Source organism: Microlunatus phosphovorus NM-1 (assembly GCF_000270245.1).
Taxonomy (GTDB): domain Bacteria; phylum Actinomycetota; class Actinomycetes; order Propionibacteriales; family Propionibacteriaceae; genus Microlunatus; species Microlunatus phosphovorus.
The window spans coordinates 15,702-37,003 of sequence record NC_015635.1; the positions used below are offsets into that span (position 1 = coordinate 15,702).

Annotated in this window: 21 protein-coding genes, 1 tRNA gene and 1 pseudogene; 12 read left to right on the forward strand and 11 right to left on the reverse strand. The window is 67.2% G+C overall.

Annotation, left to right across the window (positions count from 1 at the left end):
* The first annotated feature begins 118 nt into the window (after window positions 1-118).
* From gyrB to MLP_RS00090, 5 genes are all read left to right on the forward strand, one after another.
* Window positions 119-2,167 (forward strand): DNA topoisomerase (ATP-hydrolyzing) subunit B, encoded by a 2,049-nt coding sequence (gene gyrB / locus MLP_RS00070; RefSeq protein WP_083843970.1) that lies wholly within the window; start codon window positions 119-121, stop codon window positions 2,165-2,167.
* A gap of 309 nt (window positions 2,168-2,476) precedes the next feature.
* On the forward strand, window positions 2,477-5,167 hold the full coding sequence (gene gyrA, locus MLP_RS00075) for a DNA gyrase subunit A (RefSeq protein ID WP_013860918.1): 2,691 nt from the start codon (window positions 2,477-2,479) through the stop codon (window positions 5,165-5,167).
* Entirely contained in the window at window positions 5,164-6,984 is a 1,821-nt protein-coding gene (locus MLP_RS25855; protein ID WP_049804406.1) for a DUF3566 domain-containing protein, read from the forward strand. Before gyrA ends, MLP_RS25855 begins: the two co-directional genes overlap by 4 nt.
* A 173-nt stretch (window positions 6,985-7,157) precedes the next feature.
* Window positions 7,158-7,231 (forward strand) — tRNA-Ile (locus MLP_RS00085).
* 347 nt (window positions 7,232-7,578) lie between these two features.
* The gene (locus MLP_RS00090) at window positions 7,579-8,304 is read left to right on the forward strand and encodes a VIT1/CCC1 transporter family protein (RefSeq protein ID WP_013860920.1); all 726 of its coding nucleotides are present in this window, start codon (window positions 7,579-7,581) and stop codon (window positions 8,302-8,304) included.
* Here the strand turns inward: MLP_RS00090 and MLP_RS00095 are convergent.
* From MLP_RS00095 to MLP_RS00110, 4 genes are read right to left on the reverse strand one after another with little or no spacing between them, the layout of a single operon-like run.
* Window positions 8,265-9,119, reverse strand: coding sequence for an FAD:protein FMN transferase (locus MLP_RS00095; protein ID WP_013860921.1), 855 nt, complete (start codon window positions 9,117-9,119; stop codon window positions 8,265-8,267). The genes MLP_RS00090 and MLP_RS00095 overlap by 40 nt on opposite strands.
* Window positions 9,120-9,121: 2 nt before the next feature.
* Window positions 9,122-9,676, reverse strand: a complete 555-nt coding sequence (locus tag MLP_RS00100; RefSeq protein WP_013860922.1) for an FMN-binding protein — start codon at window positions 9,674-9,676, stop codon at window positions 9,122-9,124.
* A 4-nt stretch (window positions 9,677-9,680) separates the two neighbouring features.
* The gene (locus tag MLP_RS00105; RefSeq protein ID WP_013860923.1) at window positions 9,681-11,126 is read right to left on the reverse strand and encodes a ferredoxin reductase family protein; all 1,446 of its coding nucleotides are present in this window, start codon (window positions 11,124-11,126) and stop codon (window positions 9,681-9,683) included.
* The gene (locus MLP_RS00110; RefSeq protein WP_041789544.1) at window positions 11,123-11,623 is read right to left on the reverse strand and encodes a hypothetical protein; all 501 of its coding nucleotides are present in this window, start codon (window positions 11,621-11,623) and stop codon (window positions 11,123-11,125) included. The genes MLP_RS00105 and MLP_RS00110 overlap by 4 nt, the downstream gene beginning before the upstream one ends.
* Window positions 11,624-11,809: 186 nt before the next feature.
* On the opposite strand from MLP_RS00110, the gene MLP_RS00115 reads away from it, so the two are divergent.
* The 3 genes from MLP_RS00115 to MLP_RS00125 are packed head-to-tail and all read left to right on the forward strand — an operon-like array spanning window position 11,810 to window position 14,256.
* A complete protein-coding gene (locus MLP_RS00115) occupies window positions 11,810-12,280 on the forward strand; it encodes a DUF2231 domain-containing protein (RefSeq protein ID WP_013860926.1) in 471 nt (156 codons plus the stop codon).
* Window positions 12,281-12,328: 48 nt separating this feature from the next.
* A complete protein-coding gene (locus MLP_RS00120; protein ID WP_231851396.1) occupies window positions 12,329-12,970 on the forward strand; it encodes a response regulator transcription factor in 642 nt (213 codons plus the stop codon).
* Window positions 12,967-14,256, forward strand: coding sequence for a sensor histidine kinase (locus tag MLP_RS00125; RefSeq protein ID WP_013860928.1), 1,290 nt, complete (start codon window positions 12,967-12,969; stop codon window positions 14,254-14,256). Before MLP_RS00120 ends, MLP_RS00125 begins: the two co-directional genes overlap by 4 nt.
* 332 nt (window positions 14,257-14,588) lie before the next feature.
* On the opposite strand, the gene MLP_RS00130 is transcribed toward MLP_RS00125, so the two are convergent.
* The 3 genes from MLP_RS00130 to MLP_RS00135 form a co-directional block, all read right to left on the reverse strand.
* Window positions 14,589-15,860: an ATP-binding protein gene (locus MLP_RS00130; RefSeq protein WP_013860929.1), complete on the reverse strand. Its 1,272-nt coding sequence runs from the start codon at window positions 15,858-15,860 to the stop codon at window positions 14,589-14,591.
* Window positions 15,861-16,407: 547 nt separating this feature from the next.
* Window positions 16,408-16,560, reverse strand: coding sequence for a hypothetical protein (locus MLP_RS27755; RefSeq protein ID WP_156820974.1), 153 nt, complete (start codon window positions 16,558-16,560; stop codon window positions 16,408-16,410).
* Between the two features lie 108 nt (window positions 16,561-16,668).
* Window positions 16,669-17,598: an oxidoreductase gene (locus MLP_RS00135; protein WP_041789545.1), complete on the reverse strand. Its 930-nt coding sequence runs from the start codon at window positions 17,596-17,598 to the stop codon at window positions 16,669-16,671.
* Between the two features lie 125 nt (window positions 17,599-17,723).
* On the opposite strand from MLP_RS00135, the gene MLP_RS29375 reads away from it, so the two are divergent.
* From MLP_RS29375 to MLP_RS28435, 4 genes and pseudogenes are all read left to right on the forward strand, one after another.
* Window positions 17,724-17,894, forward strand: coding sequence for an alcohol dehydrogenase catalytic domain-containing protein (locus MLP_RS29375; RefSeq protein WP_013860932.1), 171 nt, complete (start codon window positions 17,724-17,726; stop codon window positions 17,892-17,894).
* Window positions 17,891-18,028: an alcohol dehydrogenase catalytic domain-containing protein gene (locus MLP_RS29380; RefSeq protein ID WP_013860933.1), complete on the forward strand. Its 138-nt coding sequence runs from the start codon at window positions 17,891-17,893 to the stop codon at window positions 18,026-18,028. The genes MLP_RS29375 and MLP_RS29380 overlap by 4 nt, the downstream gene beginning before the upstream one ends.
* A pseudogene (locus MLP_RS29385) lies at window positions 18,025-18,279 on the forward strand (helix-turn-helix domain-containing protein); the annotation flags it as partial. The gene MLP_RS29380 and the pseudogene MLP_RS29385, both read left to right, overlap by 4 nt.
* A gap of 71 nt (window positions 18,280-18,350) precedes the next feature.
* Window positions 18,351-18,953, forward strand: coding sequence for an MmyB family transcriptional regulator (locus MLP_RS28435; protein ID WP_013860935.1), 603 nt, complete (start codon window positions 18,351-18,353; stop codon window positions 18,951-18,953).
* Here MLP_RS28435 and MLP_RS00145 read toward each other — a convergent pair.
* From MLP_RS00145 to MLP_RS00160, 4 genes are read right to left on the reverse strand one after another with little or no spacing between them, the layout of a single operon-like run.
* The gene (locus MLP_RS00145; RefSeq protein ID WP_013860936.1) at window positions 18,896-19,201 is read right to left on the reverse strand and encodes a DUF1905 domain-containing protein; all 306 of its coding nucleotides are present in this window, start codon (window positions 19,199-19,201) and stop codon (window positions 18,896-18,898) included. The genes MLP_RS28435 and MLP_RS00145 overlap by 58 nt on opposite strands.
* Window positions 19,202-19,261: 60 nt before the next feature.
* Complete coding sequence (locus MLP_RS00150) at window positions 19,262-20,131, reverse strand: sensor histidine kinase (protein ID WP_013860937.1); 870 nt, start codon at window positions 20,129-20,131, stop codon at window positions 19,262-19,264.
* Window positions 20,131-20,337: a hypothetical protein gene (locus MLP_RS29150; protein WP_269453376.1), complete on the reverse strand. Its 207-nt coding sequence runs from the start codon at window positions 20,335-20,337 to the stop codon at window positions 20,131-20,133. Before MLP_RS29150 ends, MLP_RS00150 begins: the two co-directional genes overlap by 1 nt.
* A 20-nt stretch (window positions 20,338-20,357) precedes the next feature.
* Window positions 20,358-21,044 carry a response regulator transcription factor gene (locus MLP_RS00160; RefSeq protein ID WP_013860939.1) on the reverse strand — a complete coding sequence of 229 codons (687 nt, stop codon included), beginning with the start codon at window positions 21,042-21,044 and terminating at the stop codon, window positions 20,358-20,360.
* Between the last annotated feature and the right edge of the window lie 258 nt (window positions 21,045-21,302).

Sequence of the window (21,302 nt, forward strand, 5' to 3'; positions counted from 1 at the left end):
TGAACGGGTCGGGCTCGGGGCGGCGCCTGTGTGACAGGAGTCCGAGCCGGTGACCGATGAGCTCCCCGAGGTGCCCGACCAGGACCAGCCCACCCCCGAGGCACCGTTGAACTCCGAGATGCAGTCGACCTCCGAGACACAGGGGCCGCCGAGTGATCCGGTGCCGACCGCTTCGACCAACGGCCATGATGATCGGCCGGCATCGTACGACTCGGAGTCGATCACGGTCCTGGAGGGCCTGGAGGCGGTGCGTAAGCGCCCCGGCATGTACATCGGCTCGACCGGTGAGCGCGGCCTGCACCACCTGGTCTACGAGGTGGTCGACAACTCCGTCGACGAGGCACTGGCCGGCTACTGCGACACCATCAAGATCCGGTTGCTGCCGGATGACGGCATCCAGGTGATCGACAACGGCCGTGGCATCCCGGTCAAGGAGCATCCGACCGAGAAGATCCCGGCCGTCACGCTGGCGCTGACCGTGCTGCATGCCGGTGGCAAATTCGGTGGTGGTGGCTACAAGGTCTCCGGCGGTCTGCACGGCGTCGGCGTCTCGGTGGTCAACGCACTGTCCGCCCATCTCACCGTGTCGGTGAAGCGGGACGGCTACCGGTGGGAGCAGAGCTTCTCCCTCGGCGATCCGGATGGTCCCTTGGAGCGCAAGGAAGCGACCGACGAGACCGGTACGACGGTCACCTTCTATGCCAGCCCCGAGATCTTCGAGACCACTGTCTACTCCTACGAGAAGCTCGCCGCCCGATTCCGGGAGATGGCCTTCCTGAACAAGGGACTGACCATCTCGGTCGTCGACGAGCGGCCCGACCGGCAGGATCTGGCCGACCCGGACGACCCGGCCGGCGTCCCGCACGGGCGATCCGACGCCTTCTGCTACCCCGACGGGCTGATCGACTATGTCAACTACCTCAACCAGACCCGGGAGCCGGTCAATCCGACGGTGATCGCGGTTGAGGCGGATCGTCCCGAGCAGGGCATGAGCCTCGAGGTGGCGATGCAGTGGAACACCTCGTTCACCGAGTCGGTGCACACCTTCGCCAATGCCATCAACACCCACGAGGGCGGTACGCACGAGGAAGGCTTCCGGTCCGCGCTGACCTACACCGCCAACCGATGGGGCGAGTACTGGGGCCTGATCAAGAAGCCGGAAGACAAGCTCTCCGGTGACGACATCCGGGAAGGTCTGACCGCCATCATCTCGGTGAAGCTGGCCGAACCGCAGTTCGAGGGCCAGACCAAGACCAAGCTCGGCAACACCGAGGCGCGGTCCTTCGTGCAGACCGTGGTCAACGCCGAACTGGGCGACTGGTTCGAGCGCAACCCCGCCGAAGGCAAGCTGATCATCCGCAAGGGGCAGGCCGCCGCCATTGCTCGGATCGCTGCCCGCAAGGCGCGCGATGCGGCCCGGGACCGGAAGGGTCTGCTCGGTCGCAGCGGGCTGCCGGGCAAGCTCTCCGATTGCCAGTCGACCAATCCTGCCGAGTGCGAGGTCTTCATCGTCGAGGGCGACTCGGCCGGCGGCTCGGCCAAGGGCGGCCGGGATCCGCGGATCCAGGCGATCCTGCCGATCCGGGGCAAGATCCTCAACGTCGAGAAGGCGCGGATCGACAAGATCATGCAGAACCAGGAGGTCCAGGCGATCATCTCCGCCCTGGGCACCGGGGTGCACGAGGACTTCGACCTGGCCAAGCTGCGCTACTACAAGATCGTTATGATGGCCGACGCCGACGTCGACGGCGCCCACATCCGTACGCTGCTGCTGACCTTGATGTTCCGGTTCATGAAGCCGCTGATCGAGGCGGGGCATGTCTACCTGGCGCAGCCGCCGCTGTTCAAGATCAACTGGAGCAACGCGCCGGACGAGTTGGCGTACACCGATGCCGAGCGGGACGCGCTGTTGCGGGTCGGCGCCGAGGCCGGCAAGCGGCTGCCGAAGGAGAACCCGATCCAGCGTTACAAGGGTCTGGGCGAGATGAACCCGGATCAGCTATGGGACACCACGATGGACCCCGACAAGCGGATCCTGCTGCAGGTCACGCTGGACGATGCTGCGCGGGCGGATGAGATGTTCTCGATCTTGATGGGCGAGGACGTGGAGCAGCGTCGGGCATTCATCCAGCGCAATGCCAAGGATGTGCGCTTCCTTGACATCTGAGTCGTTCTGGGGCGGTCGGTCGGCAGATTCCGGTTGGGGAGGGGCGTCTCGCCCTCCTCGCTCCGCAAGCTCCGCTCGGAACGCCCGACCCACCCTGACGCCCCTCCCCAACCTCCACCTGCCGACCTCAGGTCGTCGGTGGTCAAGCAAGCGTCCGACTTCAGTGCTGGGTGGCCGCTCATCCGCCCACGCAGGTGCTGGGTGGGCTGGTTGGGGTGGCCGTGGATTCGGGCGGGTGGACCTGATGGGTGGCTACAAGATCAAGAACTCGCGCGATGTTCGACGTGAAACGGAATGTGGAGTTGACCTGTGACTGATGTGACCGAGCCGCCGGCGGACCGGCGGGAGCCGGTGGATCTGCAGGACGAGATCCAGAAGTCGTACCTCGATTACGCGATGAGCGTGATTGTGGGGCGGGCGCTGCCGGATGCGCGGGACGGGTTGAAGCCGGTGCACCGGCGGATCCTGTACGGGATGTTCGACGGCGGGTATCGGCCGGACCGGGGCTGGAACAAGTGCGCTCGTGTTGTCGGCGAGGTGATGGGCCAGTACCACCCGCACGGTGACGGGGCGATCTATGACTCCCTGGTGCGGCTCGCCCAGCCGTGGGTGATGCGCTATCCGCTGGTCGCCGGCCAGGGCAACTTCGGGTCGCCCGGGAACGACAAAGCCGCCGCCATGCGCTACACGGAGTGCCGGATGGCGCCGCTGGCCATGGAGATGGTCCGCGACATCGACGAGAACACCGTCGACTTCAAACCGAACTACGACGGCAAAGCGCAGGAGCCGGTCGTGCTGCCGTCCCGGTTCCCGAACCTGCTGGTGAATGGCTCGACCGGTATCGCGGTCGGCATGGCGACCAACATCCCGACTCACAACCTGCGGGAGGTCTCGGCCGCGGTGCAGTGGTCATTGGAGCACCCCGAGGCCACGGCCGAGGAACTGCTCGAGGCCGCTCTGCAACGGGTCAAGGGGCCGGACTTCCCCAATGGTGCGCTGATCGTCGGCCGCAAGGGGATCGAGGACGCGTACCGGACCGGACGCGGCTCGGTCATCATGCGGGCCGTCGTCGACATCGAGGAGGACCGCAACGGTCGGACGTTGCTGGTCGTCACCGAGCTGCCGCATCTGGTCAATCCGGACAACCTGGCGTTGAAGATCGCCGAGCTGGTCAATCAGGGCAAGCTGGCCGGGATCGCCGACATCCGGGACGACACCTCCGCCCGGACCGGACAGCGCCTGGTGATCGTGCTGAAGCGCGACGCGCAGCCGCGGGTGGTGCTGAACAACCTCTACAAGCACACCCAGCTGCAGGACACCTTCGGCTGCAACATGTTGGCGCTGGTCGACGACGTGCCGCGGACGCTGCGGCTGGACCAGTTCATCGCATACTGGGTCGCGCATCAGGTCGAGGTCATCCAGCGGCGTACGCAGTATCGGCTGGACCAGGCCGAGGCCCGAGCCCACATCTACCGGGCGCTGGTCAAGGCGCTCGACATGCTGGACGAGGTCATCGCCTTGATCCGGCGCAGCCCGACCACCGAGGAGGCGCGGCTCGGACTGATGGCGCTGCTGGAGATCGACGAGGTGCAGGCCACCGCGATCCTCGACATGCAGCTGCGCCGGCTGGCGGCCCTGGAACGGCAGCGGATCATCGATCAGCTGGCCGAGCTGGAGCGGGTGATCGCGGACCTGCAGGACATCTTGGCCAAGCCCGAGCGGCAGCGCACCATCATCAGCGAGGAGCTGGCCGAGATCGTCGACCGGTACGGCGACGAACGCCGGACCACGATCATCGCCGCCGATGGCGACCTGTCCGACGAGGACCTGATCCCGGACAACTCGGTGGTGGTCACCATCACCCGCGGCGGATACGCCAAGCGCACGCTGACCGAGGCGTACCGGGTGCAAAAACGTGGTGGCAAGGGCGTACGTGGTGCGAGCCTACGAGCCGACGACGAGGTCGAGCACCTGTTCCCGACCACCAACCACCAGTGGATCCTGTTCTTCACGAACAAGGGTCGGGTCTATCGGGCGAAGGTCTGGCAGCTACCTGAGGCCGGTCGGGATGCGAAGGGCTCGCACGTTGCCGGGCTGCTGTCGTTCCTGCCGGATGAGGAGATCGCCCAGGTGCTGGCGATTCCCGACTACGAGGTCCAGCCGTACTTGTTGCTGGCGACCAAACAGGGACTGGTGAAGAAGAGCTCGCTCCCGCTCTATGACTCGCCACGTCAGGCCGGCATCATCGCGGTCAACTTCCGTGATGACGACGATGAGCTGATCGGCGCTGAGCTGTGTGGGGCCGAGGACGAGGTGCTGCTGATCTCGACCAAGGGTCAGGCGATCCGATTCCCGGCCGATGACGAGCAGTTGCGGCCGATGGGTCGGGCGACGTCGGGCGTCACGGGGATGAAGTTCCGGACTGGTGATCAGCTGCTGTCGCTGTCGATCATCCGGGCTCGTGAGGACGACGTCGACCGGTACGTGTTCACCGTCACCGACGGCGGGTTCGCCAAGCGGACCCATGTCTCGGAGTATCGCGAGCAGAATCGTGGCGGACTTGGCATCAAGGCGATGAAACTCAACAGTGACCGTGGTTCGTTGGTCGGGGGACTGGTGGTGACAGACAATGATGAGGTCATCGCCATCAAGGCAAGTGGACAGATCACCCGCAGCGCGGTATCCGAGGTTCCGGTCAAGGGCCGTGACACGATGGGTGTGAAGTTCGTGGGCGTGGGTGATGACGATTCGGTCGTGGTCATCGCGCGAAACCCGGAGCAGGCCGAGGATGACGAGGCCGAGACCGAGACAACCGAAGACGTAACGAACCGCGACTCTGCGGAAGACCCCATGGCGGCTGACTCGATTGCCGCCGATCCGACTGCAGAGGACGTGGCCACCACCACCGACTCAGCGGAGTCGGTCGAGGACGATCCGGTGGCAGCAGCCGAGACCGGAGACTTCGCGACTGATGACGGTGTCGAGGAGGACGAACAGTGACAGATGCCAACAAAGGATCCGACGACCGCTCGGGCGCTGCTGGTGCGGTGAAGGACGCAACACCGGACAGTGAGCCCAAGAGCAAGGCCGGCAAGAACGACGCCGGCAAAGGCGACGCAGGCAGGGGCAAGGAAGCCAAGCAGAAGGCTTCGACCAATGGGACGGCGGTGAACGGTGCCTCGTCGAGTGCGCCCGCCGGCGAACCGGCCAAGCCGGCCGCGGAGGCCCGGCGTCCGGCCTGGCCAGCCCCGAGTGCCCGCAGCGCCGGTAGCGCTGCTGGGCTGAGCAGCGCCTCTCGACTGGGCGGTGCCTCTGGATCTGGCGGTGCCTCAGGGTCTGGCAGTGCGTCCAGCGCACCCCGGCCGGCGTGGCCATCGAGTGCGTCGACCGGCTATTCGGCCCGGTCGGCGCCGACCGGCTATTCCGCCGCCTCCAGCTCCTCAGTGTCGTCCGCATACTCGGCGCGTTCGGCAGCCTCTGCCTCGCCGTTGGCCACGGGAGCTGTTCCAGGGTCGGCTCCGTCCGCATCCTCGGTGTCGTCGGCGTACTCCGCAGCGTCGGCCCAGTCCGCCCGGTCTGCCTACAGTGGCCAGTCGGCGCCGTCTTCGCAGTCGGCTCACTCGGCAGTGTCCGGCTATTCGGCTCGTTCGGCGGCGTCGGCCACCCCGGTGGTTGCTCCCACAGGTTCAGCATCGTCGGCTTCGCCGGTCCCGTCGGCCGATGCCGACTCCGCAGCGGCGGTGACCGAACAGCTCGCGGCGGCGCCCCCGGCCGCGCCGGCCAAGAAGTTGCCGTGGCTGGTCCGTCTGGGTCTGAAACGGCCGCCAGAGGATGTGGCGGCCCAGAAGGCTGCCGCCGACCAGGCGGCGGCTGAGGATTCTGCGGAGGTCGACGCTGAGGTCACCGGAGCGGGTGCCTCTGGCGCGGCGACGGCAGCCGCCCCCATCGTCGCCCCGCCGAGTGCTCCCGGCACGACCCCGACTGATCCGACGACCCCGACTGGTCCGACGTCCGGTGATGCTGCTTCTGGCGGCACCGAGCCAAGTGGGTCGGATCCCGCCAGTGCTCCTTCTGCCACTTCGCCGACCGCGCTCCCCAAGCCGAGTGCCACGCCGCCGCAGACCTCACCGTGGGCACGGCCGGCTGCCACTACGGCGGCTGGTGTGGCTGGTGCGACCGCGGGCGTGGCTGCTTCGGACAAGGACGAGACGTCAACCGCCGCGGACACCGGAGCCAAGCCCGAGTCGCGTTTTCCGCAGCCCGCTTCGCCGGAGGTCAAGCCCGGTGAGCAGGCCGGTGACCCCGCGAAGTCGGAAGATGTCGCAGGTCCGAGCACCGCTGTACTCCCTGCCGTGCCGGGTGCTGTGGGTGTCGCCGGTGCTGCGGGTGCGAAGCCGGTGGAGCCCCACCCGCCGGTGCCGAAGCCCAAGGTGGGCACCGCCCGTCGTACCCGTAAGGCCAGGCTGCGGCTGTCCCGACTGGACCCCTGGTCGGTGATGAAGACCTCGTTCCTGTTCTCCATCGCGGCCGGCATCATGCTCGTCGTTGCGGTTTACGTGGTGTGGACCGTGCTGGCCACCTCCGGCCTGTTCGACTCGGTCAACGAGATCGTGGCGAGTGTGGTCTCCACGCCGGGTGACACGACGCCGTTCCGGATCGAGGAGTACATCAACACCCAGAAGGTGATGGGCATCAGCGCCCTGATCGCCTGTGTCGACGTGGTCATCTTCACCGCTTTGGCGACGTTGGGTTCGTTTCTCTACAACCTGGCCGCCACGATGCTCGGCGGTCTGGAGATCACTCTCGCCGAGGACTGATCTGTCTCGACTGGGCACTCGACCGACTTAACTGATGACTCATCCCCAACCACGGGGATGAGTCATCAGCTTGTTGAGAGCTATCCGAGAGGCCAGTCAATGTTTCGATTTGGGCCAGTCCCCAGTGATCGACTAAGGTTGGCGATCGCGCCGAGATGCACCGGAGCACCCTCGGGCCTATAGCTCAGTCGGTTAGAGCGCTGCCCTGATAAGGCAGAGGTCAGTGGTTCAAGTCCACTTAGGCCCACCGTATATCTCCTGGTCAGAAGCACTTTCCGAACCTTGGAGGGTGGCTCCTGTTGTCCCAAGAAGCAGCGAAAGGCAGCAGAACTGGTCGCTGGGCAACGCGTGCATGTGATTTGGGCCGGTGGTGTGTTGCCTGCTGATGTGCAGTCGGCTGCGGCCCTGGATGTTATTGCACGTGCGAGGCGGGACGTAGCTCGCTCGATCCTGCGCGGGCAGGTGCTCTATGGCTGATCACCGCCTTCCCGGACACCGTGGTCGGGAGCGACTTGGCGTGGATGATCAGCGGCGCGATCATGAGTGCGATCACGGGCTTGTCGACCTCGGCGGCGGGGACCTAGCCTGCTTGCTGTGACTACGGACTCGGCGTGGCCAGCGCATCCCCAGGAGCCCCATCGGCCAGGTATCGAGCAGCGGCTCAACTGGTTGCGGGCAGGCGTGCTAGGCGCGAACGACGGCATCGTGTCCACGGCGGCCGTGGTGGTCGGAGTCGCCGGCGGCACGGTGGAGCAGACACCGGTGCTGCTGGCGGGCACCGCGGCGCTGGTCGGCGGCGCGATCTCGATGGCGCTCGGTGAGTACGTGTCGGTATCGAGCCAGCGAGACAGTGAGCGGGCCATGATCGCAAAGGAACGACGCGAGCTCGCCGACGATCCGGGCGCCGAGTTCGACGAGCTGGTCGGTCTCTACCGCGAGCAGGGTTTGAGCGAGTCGACGGCGCAACTCGTGGCGACCGAGCTGACGGCGACGGACGCGTTGCGCGCGCACCTGTCGATGGAGCTGAACATCGATCAAGACGACGTCGTCAGCCCGTGGCATGCCGCGCTGGCGTCTGCGGTCGCCTTCACCGTTGGTGCTCTGCTGCCGCTGGCCACCATCCTGCTGGCGCCGCCGCAGATCCGGCTGATCCTCACCGTTTTGGCGGTGATGGTGGCGCTGGCTATCACCGGTTGGATTGCCGCGTGGATCGGCGGCGCTCGGCCGGTGGCCGCGGTCGTGCGCACCCTCATCGGTGGTGTACTCGCTCTTGCAGCCACCTACTTGATCGGCACGCTGTTAGGCACCACGGTGGGGTGATCCTTCGGCTCGGACCCGTGCGGCCCTCGCCGTCGCCGGCCGTCCACCGTGTTCGTGCTGCCGTCTGACCACACCACCAAGGCGCTGGTCAGAGGTCGACTACCGAGCCAGTCGACCGCGCGCTCCCCCAGCACATACGCCGCCGTCGCGTCGATGTCGGCCCACGTGAGGTCGGGGGCGACCACTGTCACGGACGCGGGCCCCTGCGCGACCCCGCCGGTTCGGGGGTCGAGCAGGTGCTCGCCTCGCTGGGCCGTGCCCGAGGTCGCCACGGCAGCTGTCCGTACGGGCACTACGGCGAGCACGCGGCTGGGGTCGCGCGGATCCTCGATCCCGATCCGCCAGGCCGGACGGTCGGGGGCGACGACTCGACACACCATGTCGCCGCCGGCTGAGAGGCAGAAGTCGGTGTCGGGGACCGCGGCGAGGTGCCTCGAGGCCCGTTGCACCGCCCAGCCCTTGACCACGCCGCTGGGATCGAGGCGACGGCCACCCGCGCCGTCCGGCAGCATGATCGAGAAGGCGCCGTCGGACTCCGCCTCGGCCCGGCGGCCGAGGCCGAGCACCTCGACGACCTCGACCGGGCAGTCCGCGAGCTCGATCTCGCCTCTGGCCAGCCGGCTCACGTAGGAGTCGGATCGGTAGGTGCTGAAGACCCGGTCGACCTCGGTCAACTCGGCCCTCACCGCGGTCCAGGCGGTTCGAGCGGCCGACGAGTACGCGCCGGGTCCACGCAGCGCCAGGCTGATCGGCATGCCCATCACGTGCTCGACGAAGCGCCGGACCTCGAGGGTGGGTGCGGCCGGGGTGTCCATAGTCAGATTCCCGCCTTGTCGAGGGCGGACTGCAACGACTGGACATAGCCGTCGCTGGTCACAGTGGCGCCGCTGACCATATCGATGGCCGCGCTCTGCTGCGACAGGGTCTCCTGTACCAGGGTCGGGATGGCGTACGCGTTGATCTCCTCGTCACGGTGGTTGCCGTCCGGGTACTGCACCACGTCGACTTTGGTGATCTTGCTGCCGGCCACGGTGATCTCGACCTGGACCGGTCCCCAGCGGGTCTGGGCGACCGATCCGGTGTAGGTCCCGCTGGCCGAGGTGTCGTTGCTCTTCGAATCGGAGCTGTCCGAGCTCGAGTTGCTGGGACTCGGGCTGGGCGTCGCTCCGGACTCGTCGGAGCCCGAGCCTCCCGATCCGCTGCCGGAGCCGGAGCCCGTCGACCCGCCGCTGCCCGGCGAGGAAGAGGAGGTCGACGGGGCGGAGGCGGTGGGTGCCGTCGCCGCCTCGGTCTGGTTTCGCGAGGTGTGGTAGCCGAACAGCAGCACGACGATGGTCACCGTCGAGGCCAGCCAAAGGACGATGCGTCTCATGGGGTCACCAACCGAAGCTCTCTGTGTGGATGCGGTCGCCCGGTACGCCGGCGGCGCGGCACAGCTTGACGACCCGTGCGGTCCACGGCGTGGGTCCGCAAACGAAGACGTCCCGCTCCGCCAGATCCGGCACCCATGCCCGGAGCACCTCGTCCTCAGGTCCGGTGGCCAGCGGGCCGAGCACCGAGGTCGCGTTGGTCCGGCGACCCGGCAGGAAGGCCACCTGCAGGCCACGTTCGGTCGCGAGGACGCCGAGCTCATCGGTGAACAAGGGCTCGTCCCGGTAACGCTGGATGAGGGCGGCGTCGCCCGGGGCGTAGTCCAGACCCTCGGCGAGCGCCCGCAGCGGGGTGATACCGACCCCAGCGCCGATCATCAGCACCCGGCGGCTGTGACGGGCGCGTTCGCCCAGCCGGCCGTACGGGCCCTCGAAGGTGACCTTCGTGCCGGGCGGCACGGCGGCCATCCGCCGGCTGCCGTCACCGACCAGACGCGCGGTCAGCCGGATGCTGTGGCCGTCGGGAGCGGCGGAGAGCGAGTACGGGTTGGACCGGGTCCAGCCGGCTCCGCTGAGGAACCGCACGTTGAGGAACTGGCCGGCCTCCAGTGGCAGCGCATCGAGCCGTCGGCCGGTCAGGTAGACCGACACTACGTCGCTGGACTCGGGCACGACCGACGTGACCCGGAGCTGGTGCCGGGTGCTGCGGATCAGGGGCAGAGCGACTCTCCAGACCAGCACGGCGACGGCCGTGACGGCCCACAGCGCCCACCAGTAGATCGTGGCCGTGCGGGACTGCAGGAACTCCTGGCCCGTCCAGAGCTGATGGGGCAGGGCCAGACCCACGCCCAGGTAGGCGTAGAGGTGCAGCAGGTGCCACGACTCGTACCGCAGGCGCCGGCGGGCGGCGCGCAGGCTGGTTACCACCACCATCACCAGGCACACAGTGCCGGCGGCCGCGAGCAGCATGCCGCCGTAAGTGGTCACCAGGTCCCAGGTGGTCGAGAGCACCGCGGACCACTGGCCAGCGGCGTAACCGCCGATGATCACGACGACGTGGGTGACCATCAGGCTGAAGGACGTGAAGCCGACCACCCGGTGGATGCGGACGAGCCGGTCCCGGCCGTACGCGTTCTCCAGCCACGGCAACCTGGCCATCAGCAGCACCTGCACCAGGAGCAGCTGGGCCGACCACAGACCGGCGATACGGCCCACCGACATCAGCGCGGTCGCCCAACCGCCAAGGTCGCTGATCCCGCCGTCGGCGACCCACCAGTAGGTGACCAGCAGCAGCCCCAGCCACAGCAGCAGCCCGGCGACCAGCCGCGAGGTGTTGTCGCGCCGTGCCCGGTGACCGGGCCGGAGCCTCCGGCTGGAGTCCCTGCTCGAGTCGTCGACGGCTCCCCAGCCGGTCGCGTAGCCCGTCCGGGCCGTCGTCACCGCGCCGCTCATCGGGCGCCGCCCTGCGTGCTCGGGTTGCTCTCGTCGGTCACGTTACCGTCGTCGATGCCGCCGCTGAGCTGCCCGTGGTCGCCGCGCTGCCCGTCGCCTTCGGGGCCGGTCCGGTCGCCGTGGTGGCGCGCGCCCGGGCCGTCGCCGGCACGGCCGCCATCGGCCCCACCGTCGTCGGGTGTTCGAGGCTGGGAGCCGCCGCCGTGGTCGGCTGCTGGGGCCGCCGTGCCTTCCGGGTGCACCAGCGCCCGCAGCTGGTCGCCCCACGCCACCCACGCGCCAGACAGCAGCATCACCAGGAGCGCGAGCAGGGCGACCAGGGCCGCGCGAGGGCCGCGGCGGCGCCGGTCGCGCTCGTCTTGGTTCGCTGACGCGGCAACGGTCACCGGCGCGGGATCGGCCAGAGCGGTCAGGGCTTGCAGCCCGGACGTGCCCGGGGATGCCGGGCCGCTCGGTGGCTCCCAGCGTGAACCGCTGTGCGGGGGGGCGTCGTTCACGGGTACGTCTCCTTTCCTCGTTAGCCCATCCTGCGGAGACGAAGTCAGAGGATTCTCAGAGCAGCTTGTGGAGAGCCTGTGGGCCAGCGCAGCGCAGGCTGTACCGACGGAGGCCGTCCACAGAAACGTCCAAGAAATGCCGTGCAGGTTGACCTGAGAGAGAGAGTCGACCCAGGAGTGTCTTCCATGTACATCACCGTGTTCGGACTCCCCGTCCACCCGCTCATCGTGCACGCCACCGTCGTCGTCGTGCCGGTCGCGGCGCTGACGGTACTGCTGAGTGTGCTGTGGAGCCGTTTCCGGGATTGGATCGGTGTCGGCGTGCTGGTGTTGCCGGCGCTGACCTTGATCCTGGTGCCTCTGACGACCCAGTCGGGCGAGCAGCTGGAGCACAAGTTGAGCCACTCGGCGTTGATCGAGCGCCACGCCCACTTGGCCGACAGCCTGCTGCCCTGGGTGATCGCGTTGCTCGTCGGGGCGGCCGGTGCGTACCTGTGGCGCCCCGGCGCGCCGAGGATCACCCGTGGCCGGGTGATGCCGACCTGGCTGCGCATCGTGGTGCTGCTGGTGGTCGTCGTGGCGGCAGCGGGCACACTGGTCGACGTGGTCTTGATCGGACACAGTGGCGCCGCGGCCGCCTGGTCAGACGTCGGCTGAGCCATGGGCGTCGTGAACTCGGGGTCGACGCCGCCGCAGCAGGTACTCGTGGTTGAGGACGACCCACAGCTGTGCGGGATGCTGGCCGACCTGCTGGAGCTGGAGGGTTACCGGGTTGAGGTCGCCCGTGACGGCCAGCGCGGACTCCATCTCGGCTTGAGCGGACGATTCGACGCCATCGTGCTCGACCGCGGTCTGCCGGCGATCGACGGACTAGATCTGCTGTCCCGGCTGAGGTCTCGTGGGGTCGAGACACCGGTGTTGATCTTGTCAGCGCTCGGCCTCGCCGCCGACCGGGTGGACGGCCTCGACGCCGGGGCGGAGGACTATCTGTCCAAGCCCTTCGACGTAGACGAGCTGCTCGCCCGGATCCGGGCGCTGCTGCGGCGACATGTCGACCGGGCCGAAGAGCTCGCGCTGCCGCAGGGAAGGTTGCTCATCCAGTCCCGGATCGCGATCGGCGACGACGGGCAACAGGTGACTCTGTCAGAGCGCGAGCTAGCCCTGCTGGTGCTCCTGGCTCGTCGACCCCGCCAGGTCTTCGACCGTGAGGACCTGCGCGAGCTCGTCTTCACCGACGCCGCCGAGGACGGCGTCGTGGACACCTACGTGCACTACCTGCGGCGCAAGCTCGGCCGAGGAATCATCCGTACGGTCCGTGGCGTCGGCTACCAGCTGGGATCGCGATGAAGCGCCTTCGGGGCCGAGGTCTCGCGGCCACTGACCAGGACCTGGTCGGCCGAGCGAGCTGGCGCCTCGGTCTGCAGATCGGTGCGTTGTTCCTCGTCTGCCTGATGGTGGTGGCCGCCGTGCTGGTGGTCACCGTGCTGCGCAGCCAGCACGCGCAGACACGGCAGCTGCTCGACAACGCGATTTCGACCAGTCACGGCAACGGGCGCGGCCATGACGCCGACGACTCCGCGCCGCTCGGCGGGGTGCAGGTGGCCGTGGCCGACCCCAACGGCTACCGAGTGTCGTCCCAGATGCCGAGCGGTCTGCCGGACACCCAGGTGATGGCGCAAGTGCGCGAGTCCGGGGTCACGGATCAGCGAACCGTCGAGATCGACGGCCGTCGGTACGCGGTACGCACGGCCCAGCACGGGGACGACACCGCCCAGGCGGTGCTGGACCTCGCAGACCAGGAGGCCGAGGTGATGCGCCTGCTTCGCGCAATCGCCCTGGCGGGCGGTGTCGGTTTGCTGCTGGCGGTCCTCGGCTCGGCCTGGCTGTCCCGGCGTGCCGTCCGGCCGATGGCCCAGGCGCTGACCCTGCAGCGTCGGTTCGTGGCCGACGCCGGCCACGAGCTGAGGACTCCGCTGACCCTGCTCAGCACCCGGGCCCAGCTGATGGCGCGCCGCGTACGCCACGCAACCTACGCCTCAGCCACCACGGTCCCCGGGCTGGCAACGGCGGTAAACACCGACGCGGCCGGACTGGTCGAGGACGCGGCCAACCTGACCTCGATCCTGGAGGACCTGTTGGCCGCGTCCGACCTCCGGCAGGTCGTGACGGGAGCCACCGATGTCGCCGCGCTGACGCGGGAGGCGGTCGCCGCCGCCCAGGCCTACGCGGACGAACGACGTATCCGCCTGCTCACTGATGCGCCGGAGCCGGCGGTGATTCCGGCAGCCAATCGCTCCGGGCTCTATCGCGCACTGACCGCGCTCATCGACAACGCCTTGGGACATGCCAGCGCCGAGGTTGGCATCACCGTGATCGCAGACCCTGAGCGGGTCGTGATCGAGGTCGTCGATGACGGCCCCGGCATTTCCAAGGACGCGGCGCCGAATCTCTTCCTCCGCTTCGCGAGTAGCCGCGACGAGACCGGCACCGACCGGCCTCGCCACTACGGCCTGGGGCTGGCCCTGGTCGACGAGATCATCCGTGCGCACCGCGGCACGATCGCGGCTGGAAATCGTCCGGGTGGTGGGGCGGTGTTCACCATTGTCCTGCCGCGGTTCGAGCTGCACACCTGATGACCTCGTGCGAGTTGCCCGGGCAGCAGGAAAGCAGCGCGACCGGCGCCAAAGGCGGCCCTGACCCTCCCCCGAGTCCCCTGGAACACGCCACCACGTACTGGTCTCGGACTGCGTGGCATCCAGAATCGACTCTGATAAGGCAGAGGTCAGTGGTTCAAGTCCACTTAGGCCCACCCAATCGGACGTACTAGAGCCGCTGACATCGGGGAGATGTGGGTTCTGGTACGAGGACGGCGAACGGCTCAGCGAGCCGGATCGTAGTCTTGCGTCTTCGCAGATCTTGATGCCATGTACGCGCTGGTGGTGACGGGAAGCTCCCTGCGTCGACTTCAGGGGCCAAGAAGGGCGAGCGGTACGACTGCGATGCCATCTGCGCGGCGGTAGGCGATGGGACCGGTGTTGATCACGATGCGGTCGAGGATGCGGCCGCGGTAGGTGTTGGTGAGCCAGTTCAGGTGCCTGACGTCCCGGTCGGAGATCGAACCGGAGAGCTTGACCTCGATCGCGAGCACCTGGCCTGACGGGTCGCTGACCATGAGATCGACCTCATGGTCGCCATTGCGGGTGCGCAGGTGCGTGACCTCGGCCTCCGCTCGCTGAGCCAGGACGCGGACGCTGAGCGTGACGAGCGACTCAAACAGGCGGCCGAGGAGCGTGCCTTCCTGCGGGCCGAGTGGGGTTCCGCCGCCGTCAAGCAGCGACTGCCGGGTCAGGCCGAGCAGTCGAGCGGCCAGGGCCGGGTCGGCAAGGTGGTGAGACGGGGTCTGGCCGAGTCGTGTGAACTCCTGCCCGAGCGGAGCCCAGGCGGGCAGCGGGTCGAGCAACCAGAGTTGCATGAGCGCGTCGCGGTAGGCGGTTGTTGTCGAGCGGGCAGGTTTGTCGGTGAGCCCCGCGGTTGAGGCGTCGAGAATCTCGGTGTAGCTCGCGGTTCCTGAACTGGCTGCGGCGTAGGCGCGCAGCCAGTCGAGCAGCACCGCTGGCTTGCGTACCGCTAGACCCTGATCGGGGATGTCGCGGTCGACGGCATTGTGCAGGTAGCTGTCGAGTTCGCCGCGTAGGAGCCGGTCGGGCAGCCCCCGTAGTCCGGGGAACCCGGAGGCCATGATCTCGGCGACATAGTCGACCAGGCCGAGTTCGCTGTGCCCTTCGACGGGTTCGCCCGCCCCGGACAGAAGCCGTTCCAGACTGACTGTGGGCGCTATCAGCCCTCGCTCGGTGAAGGCGAGGGGTCGCATGCGCAGCCGCGTGATCCGACCCGCGCCGGTGTGGGCGGTCGCACCGGGCTGCGGTGAGGCACTGCCGGTGAAGAGGAACTGACCTGGGGAGCGATCCTCGTCTACCGCGCGCCGGACAACGTCCCACACATCTGGCGCCTTCTGCCATTCGTCGATCAGTAGCGGTCGCTGACGCACAAGGATCGCCGACGGATCGGCCGACACGGCCTCCCGCACCGCGCGCATGTCTAGCTGCACCACACTGCGTGCCCGCTCTTGTGCCGTCGAGGTCTTGCCGACCGCCTTGGCACCGTCGATCGCCACCGCCGGCAGTACACCGAGGAGCAGGTCAAGTTCGTCGTCCAGGACGCGACGCTGATAGGCCATACTTGAAGACTACATTTAGCAGCAATCGAATCATGCAGATAGCAGGCAACGAACTGGTCAGTTCGCCGGACGTGCCGTCGTCGGTGTTCTCAGACAGCACGGCGCTCTTACCGCAGCAGGTCTTTCGTGCGCGTCCACACCTTCATCCGGTGCACGCCCGAAACGCCGCGAGATCGACACCGCGCTCAGCGCGTCCTGTACGTGACTCTTCCTCTCGCGTGCTGTTTCTCGGCTCTCTGGGTGCCGATCGGGGCGTTCGGCACCTATCTTTCTTAGGTGCCTGACGCTTGGGACCTGGGGCAAGGGTGTGCCGGACTCCCCGTCCTGTCCCCGATCAATGCAAGGGAGACATACCTCACCAGACCCTGGTGGACAGATCACCGCGCATCCAACGCCAATCGAGTGCAGGCGTTAAGCCCAGGACTCCCTCGTAGTGCGTCGCTCAGCCAGCTACCGTAACGCTGTGGCATGGACAAGCCCCGACACCTGCTCCCACCTAAGCCTGACCAACGGTCGAGGGCAGCACCAGGGCGACTTGCCGCGCCTACTACGTCGCATGGCGACCGAGATAGCCAAACTCGGGCCGGACACGATGATCCTCGACTTCGTCGTCCACGACGAAGTGGACGACCTCGGATCGTTCTTCACGGCGACTTGGAGAACAGGACGCCGAGCCGTCGCGGATGACGATGATCTTCACGCAGTCGTACGCCACCGGTACAACCGGGGTACGGATCGTGCTTGTTCGCCAGGATCGGGTCGGATCCAGGGATACCGTGATCCACGCCCTACCCCGCGATCATCATGGTCACGCGTCGAGGTAGTCGACGTGAGTGAGTCGCTCGGATACCTCCCAGAGCCTCTTTCCCACGCTGGGGTCGTTGGCCTCGGCGGTGGCTTGAACCTCGGTCGGATTCCCGCGCTGCTCGTTGTTTCCGTTCGGACCGAAGAACTGGCCTCCGTGCACACCTTCGGCGGTTGCTGCGTACAGCTGCGGGAGAGCGCCCTGCTCGGTCGGCTGGGTATTCATGGCCGCGTAGGCGGAGGCAATGAGCTTTCCGACCACGCCCCGGTTCTCCCAGGCGCGCGGGGTGAGATTCGACCGGGAGACTCCGGGGTGGGCGAGCGTGCTGATGATTGGCGAACCTGCGGCGCGAAGGCGACGATCCAGTTCGATGCCGAAGATCGTGTTGGCGAGCTTCGATGCGCCATAGGCGGCGGAGGCGTCCCAGGTCTTCTCGAACATGAGGTCGGCGAAGTCGAGGTGCGCGCCCTTGTGGGAGAGGGAGCTAAGCGACACGACTCGGGGCGATTGTCCGCGTTCGAGGAGCGGGAGCAGCCTGCCGGTGAGGGCGAAGTGGCCGAGGTGATTGGTGCCGAAATGCAGTTCGAAGCAGTCGCTGGTCGTCTGCCGATCTCCGAGGATGACGAGGCCGGCGTTGTTGACGAGCAGGTCGATCCGGTCGAGTTCGTCTGAGGCACGGTCGGCGAACGCGCGGACGGAGTCGAGGGATGCGAGGTCAAGCTGCCGAACCGAGACGGTGGCGTTGCGGGTCTCGGCGCGGATGCTGGCCGCCACGGTCTCGCCGGCTGAGGTGTTCCGAACTGCGAGGATGACGTCGGCTCCGTGGCGCGCGAGTTCGGTTGCCGTGACGAGACCGAGCCCAGAGTTCGCACCTGTGATGATCGCGGTCCGTCCGGTCTGGTCGGGGATATCAGCTGCTGTCCATGCACTCATAGACGCCACGCTAGGAGCGTTCCGTTGCTTCTCCCGCGTCCTCGGTATCCTCGGTTTGCCAGACCCACCCTCGCCGCTCTGCTTGGCCGGACAATGGTGGTGTGCGCTCTACGACAGGCTGGGCTGTGCATGGTCCCGGCAGTCCGCTCAGCCAATGGTCGTTCGCCCGCCGCGATCTGCGCGACGACGATGTCGCGGTCCAGATCCGCTACTGCGGAGTCTGCGGCTCAGACTTGCACGCCGTGCGCCACGGTAACGCGAGCAACATGCCATTGGTCACGGGGCACGAGAGATGACCGGCACCGTGACCGCCATCAGCCCTGCCGTGACCGGCCTGAGCATCGGGGACATGGTAGCCATCGGCAACGTCGTGGACTCGTGCGGAACCTGTCCCGCTCGACCTGACCCGGTAGGACAATGGTTTACATGAGCACCTCATCGCTGGCCGCACGAGAACTCGGAGCCTTCCTCCGGTCTCGTCGGGAGCGAACCCGCCCGGAGGATCTCGGTCTGGAGCCGGGGCCGCGTCGTCGGGTGGATGGGCTGCGGCGCGAAGAGGTCGCTGTCTTCGCTGGGCTGAGCACCGACTACTACCAGCGTCTGGAGCAGGGCAGGGGCGCGAAGCCCTCGGACGCCCTGCTCGACTCGATCTCGGACGCTTTGCGTCTCGATGCGGCAGAGCACCGCCACCTGATGACCCTGGCACGCGCCGTTCGCCAGCCGGAAGCCCCAAACGCCGCAAGCAGGATCGCGTGCCCGAGAACGCGAAGCGAATGCTCGAAGCGATGGGACTGCCTGCGTTCGTTCTCAGCCGCCACCTCGACGTACTCGCCTGGAACGCCGCCGCCGCCGACCTGCTCGGCGACCCTCTCGACCTGCCTCAAGACCGCCGCAACATGCTTCACGTCCTCTTCCATGACGACGACTCCAGACTGCGTTGCAAGGGCTGGGAGACGATGGCTCTGGACTACATCGGTCTGTTCCGCGCGGCGATCGGGCACGATCCCACTGACCCGAGAGCCGTGAAGATCGTCGGAGAGCTGAGTTTGCGCAGCAGCGAGTTCCGACGTCTTTGGGCTCGCAACGAAGTGCGCGACAACGTCCACGGCGCTAAGACCATCCGGCACCCCCGAATTGGGGACATCGACGTGGAGTGGGATGCCTATCCACTGCGCGGCATGCCCGGCCCGACGATGATCGTCTTCGTTCCTCAGCCCGGCCACGAGGACCGATTGAGCCTGCTCGGCACAGTCATGGCCAGCCAACGCGCGTCGCACACACCCCCGACTCCACCCGGTCAGCTGTCGATGATGCGCAGTCTGACCGTGGCCACATCGCCGGCCTCGATGCCTTGAGCGCGGCGAACGGCCTTCTTGATGGGCAGCGCATATCTGCCGCTGTCTCCCGGGAAGACCGAGGTCTGCCAGGTGGAGTCTTCGATAGTCACCGACACGCGTACCGAGCCGAAGCCTGTCGGCGGGCGGCTGGCCGCGTACGCGCGAATCTCTTCTGAAACCTCGTCCGGCACGCTCAGGAAGGTCCAGCCGTCTTCCTGGCGAGCCTGCCAGATCCACAGTTCGGCCGAGAACTCGTAGTCGTCCATGCTCGCTCCTACCTCGTCCGCGCCAGTCCGTCACCGATCTGCACGGACGTCTGACTCAACCTAGGCCGGGGCACTGACAGGCAGTTGCACCGTCACGCGAAGGCCGCCGCCGTCCCGTGGTGTGAGGGTGAGGATTCCGTCGTGTGCCCGGGTGATGCTCTTGACGATGGCTAGACCGAGACCGACACCTGCGTGGTCGCTGTGTACGCGTTCGGTCCCGCGTTGAAACGCCTCGGTGAGGGTCGAGACCGACTGGGCCGTAAGTCGCTCGCCGGTGTTCTCGACCGTGAGTCTTGCCCACTCGTGCTCCACACCGGTTGTCACCCAGACTGTGCCGTCCTCCGGCAGATTGTGGACGATCGCATTGTGCAGCAGGTTGGTGGTCAGCTGGAACAGCAGCGCGGGCGACCCGGCAGCAGGTGTGATGTCTCCGGAGATATCGATGGCGACGCCGTGTCTTTCTGCCAGCGGAAGGAGCGTCTCGGTGGCTTCTTCGACAAGAAGGGATACGTCGACGGGCTCGCGAGTGAACGATCGTTGATCTGCCCGGCTGAGCACGAGCAGAGCCTCGGTGAGGTCGATCGCCCGGGTATTGACCACGCGGAGGCGTTCCAACAGTTCACCGTCGTCCGGGTTAGGGCTCCGGCGGGCGACGTCGAGCAGGGTCTGGGTGACCGCCAGCGGGGTACGCAGCTCGTGCGAAGCGTTGGCCGCAAACCTCTGCTGCTCGCTGACTCGTGCTTCGAGCTGGGCGAGCATGGCGTCGAACGCGTCGGCCAACTCCCGGAATTCGTCGTCGCGTCCTTCCAACTCGATCCGATGCGAGAGCGACCCGTTCTCGGCCTTGCGCACAGCACGGGTGATGCGCGTGAGCGGGGCCAGCATGCGGCCGGCGACGATCCATCCACCCACCAATCCGATCACCAGCATCAGACCAGGGCGGAAAGGGCAGCAGGGCTGAAGATCCGAGGACCGAAGTTGTTGGGATTGAGCACGAGCAGGAAGTCGTGAAGCGTGGGGAGGTAGAGAGTCGAACGGGACCTCAGGAGGAAATACCAGACGACGCCGATGAGCACGCCGCCGGCGACGGTCAGAAACGCCGCGTAGCTGAGCGTGAGTTTGACGCGAACGCTCAAGCCTGGCTGCCTGTCCATGCTCACGCCCCGCGATCGGTGGATCCCGCGTCGGTGTGGATGCGATAGCCGACCCCGGGCACCGTGGCGATGATCCAGGGTTCGCCGAGCCGCTTGCGCAGTGCCGAGACGGTGATCCGTACCGCGTTGGTGAACGGGTCGGCATTCTCGTCCCACGCCCGCTCCAGCAACTCCTCAGCACTGATCACCCCGCCATCGGCCGCGACCAGGACCTCGAGCACAGCGAACTGCTTACGGGTCAGGGCTACGTAGCGACCATCGCGATAGACCTCCCGGCGGAACGGATCCAGCCGCAGGCCGGCGATCTCGCGTACCGGTGGTCGGTTGTGTGCGCGACGGCGATCGAGTGCCCGCAGACGAAGCACGAGCTCCCGCAGCTCGAACGGCTTGGTCAGATAGTCGTCGGCGCCGAGCTCGAAGCCCGAGGCCTTGTCGTCCAGCCGGTCGGCCGCGGTGAGCATCAGGATCGGCATGCCGCTGCCGGAGGCGACGATGCTTCTGGCTACCTCGTCACCGGAGGGACCAGGAATGTCACGGTCCAAGACCGCAAGGTCATAGCTGTTGATGCTCAACAGCTCCAGTGCGAGCTCCCCATCACCGGCGATGTCCGCCGCGATCGCCTCCAAGCGCAGCCCGTCACGGATGGCCTCGGCCAGATACGGCTCGTCCTCCACGATCAACACGCGCACACCTTCGATGCTGCCAGCCGAGGCATATCGTCGACATACCGAAAACTCGTTACGGTCCGACAACAGTGCGCTGCCTTCACTGAAGGCATGAACCAGGTCCCGTCTGCACACACCCGTGGTCGCCGTCCTCGATGGATCATTCTTGTCGCCGCGCTCCTGGGCAGCGTGACGCTCGTCAGTCTTCTCAGCTGCCAGTTACGCGCAGCGCCGACCCCATCACTGGCCTCCGGGTCGGCGTCGGCCACAGCCGAGCCTCGG

Coding starts and splice junctions, on each gene's coding strand:
- MLP_RS29380 (WP_013860933.1), top strand. CDS start 17,891: ATGACCGGCACCGTGACCGCCATCAGCCCTGCCGTGACCGGCCTGAGC.
- MLP_RS00100 (WP_013860922.1), bottom strand. CDS start 9,676: ATGAGACGCATCGTCCTTTGGCTGGCCTCGACGGTGACCATCGTCGTG.
- MLP_RS00130 (WP_013860929.1), bottom strand. CDS start 15,860: ATGGCCTATCAGCGTCGCGTCCTGGACGACGAACTTGACCTGCTCCTC.
- MLP_RS00095 (WP_013860921.1), bottom strand. CDS start 9,119: ATGGACACCCCGGCCGCACCCACCCTCGAGGTCCGGCGCTTCGTCGAG.
- MLP_RS00125 (WP_013860928.1), top strand. CDS start 12,967: ATGAAGCGCCTTCGGGGCCGAGGTCTCGCGGCCACTGACCAGGACCTG.
- MLP_RS00115 (WP_013860926.1), top strand. CDS start 11,810: ATGTACATCACCGTGTTCGGACTCCCCGTCCACCCGCTCATCGTGCAC.
- MLP_RS00135 (WP_041789545.1), bottom strand. CDS start 17,598: ATGAGTGCATGGACAGCAGCTGATATCCCCGACCAGACCGGACGGACC.
- MLP_RS00150 (WP_013860937.1), bottom strand. CDS start 20,131: ATGCTGGTGATCGGATTGGTGGGTGGATGGATCGTCGCCGGCCGCATG.
- gyrB (WP_083843970.1), top strand. CDS start 119: ATGCAGTCGACCTCCGAGACACAGGGGCCGCCGAGTGATCCGGTGCCG.
- MLP_RS00105 (WP_013860923.1), bottom strand. CDS start 11,126: ATGAGCGGCGCGGTGACGACGGCCCGGACGGGCTACGCGACCGGCTGG.
- MLP_RS00145 (WP_013860936.1), bottom strand. CDS start 19,201: ATGGACGACTACGAGTTCTCGGCCGAACTGTGGATCTGGCAGGCTCGC.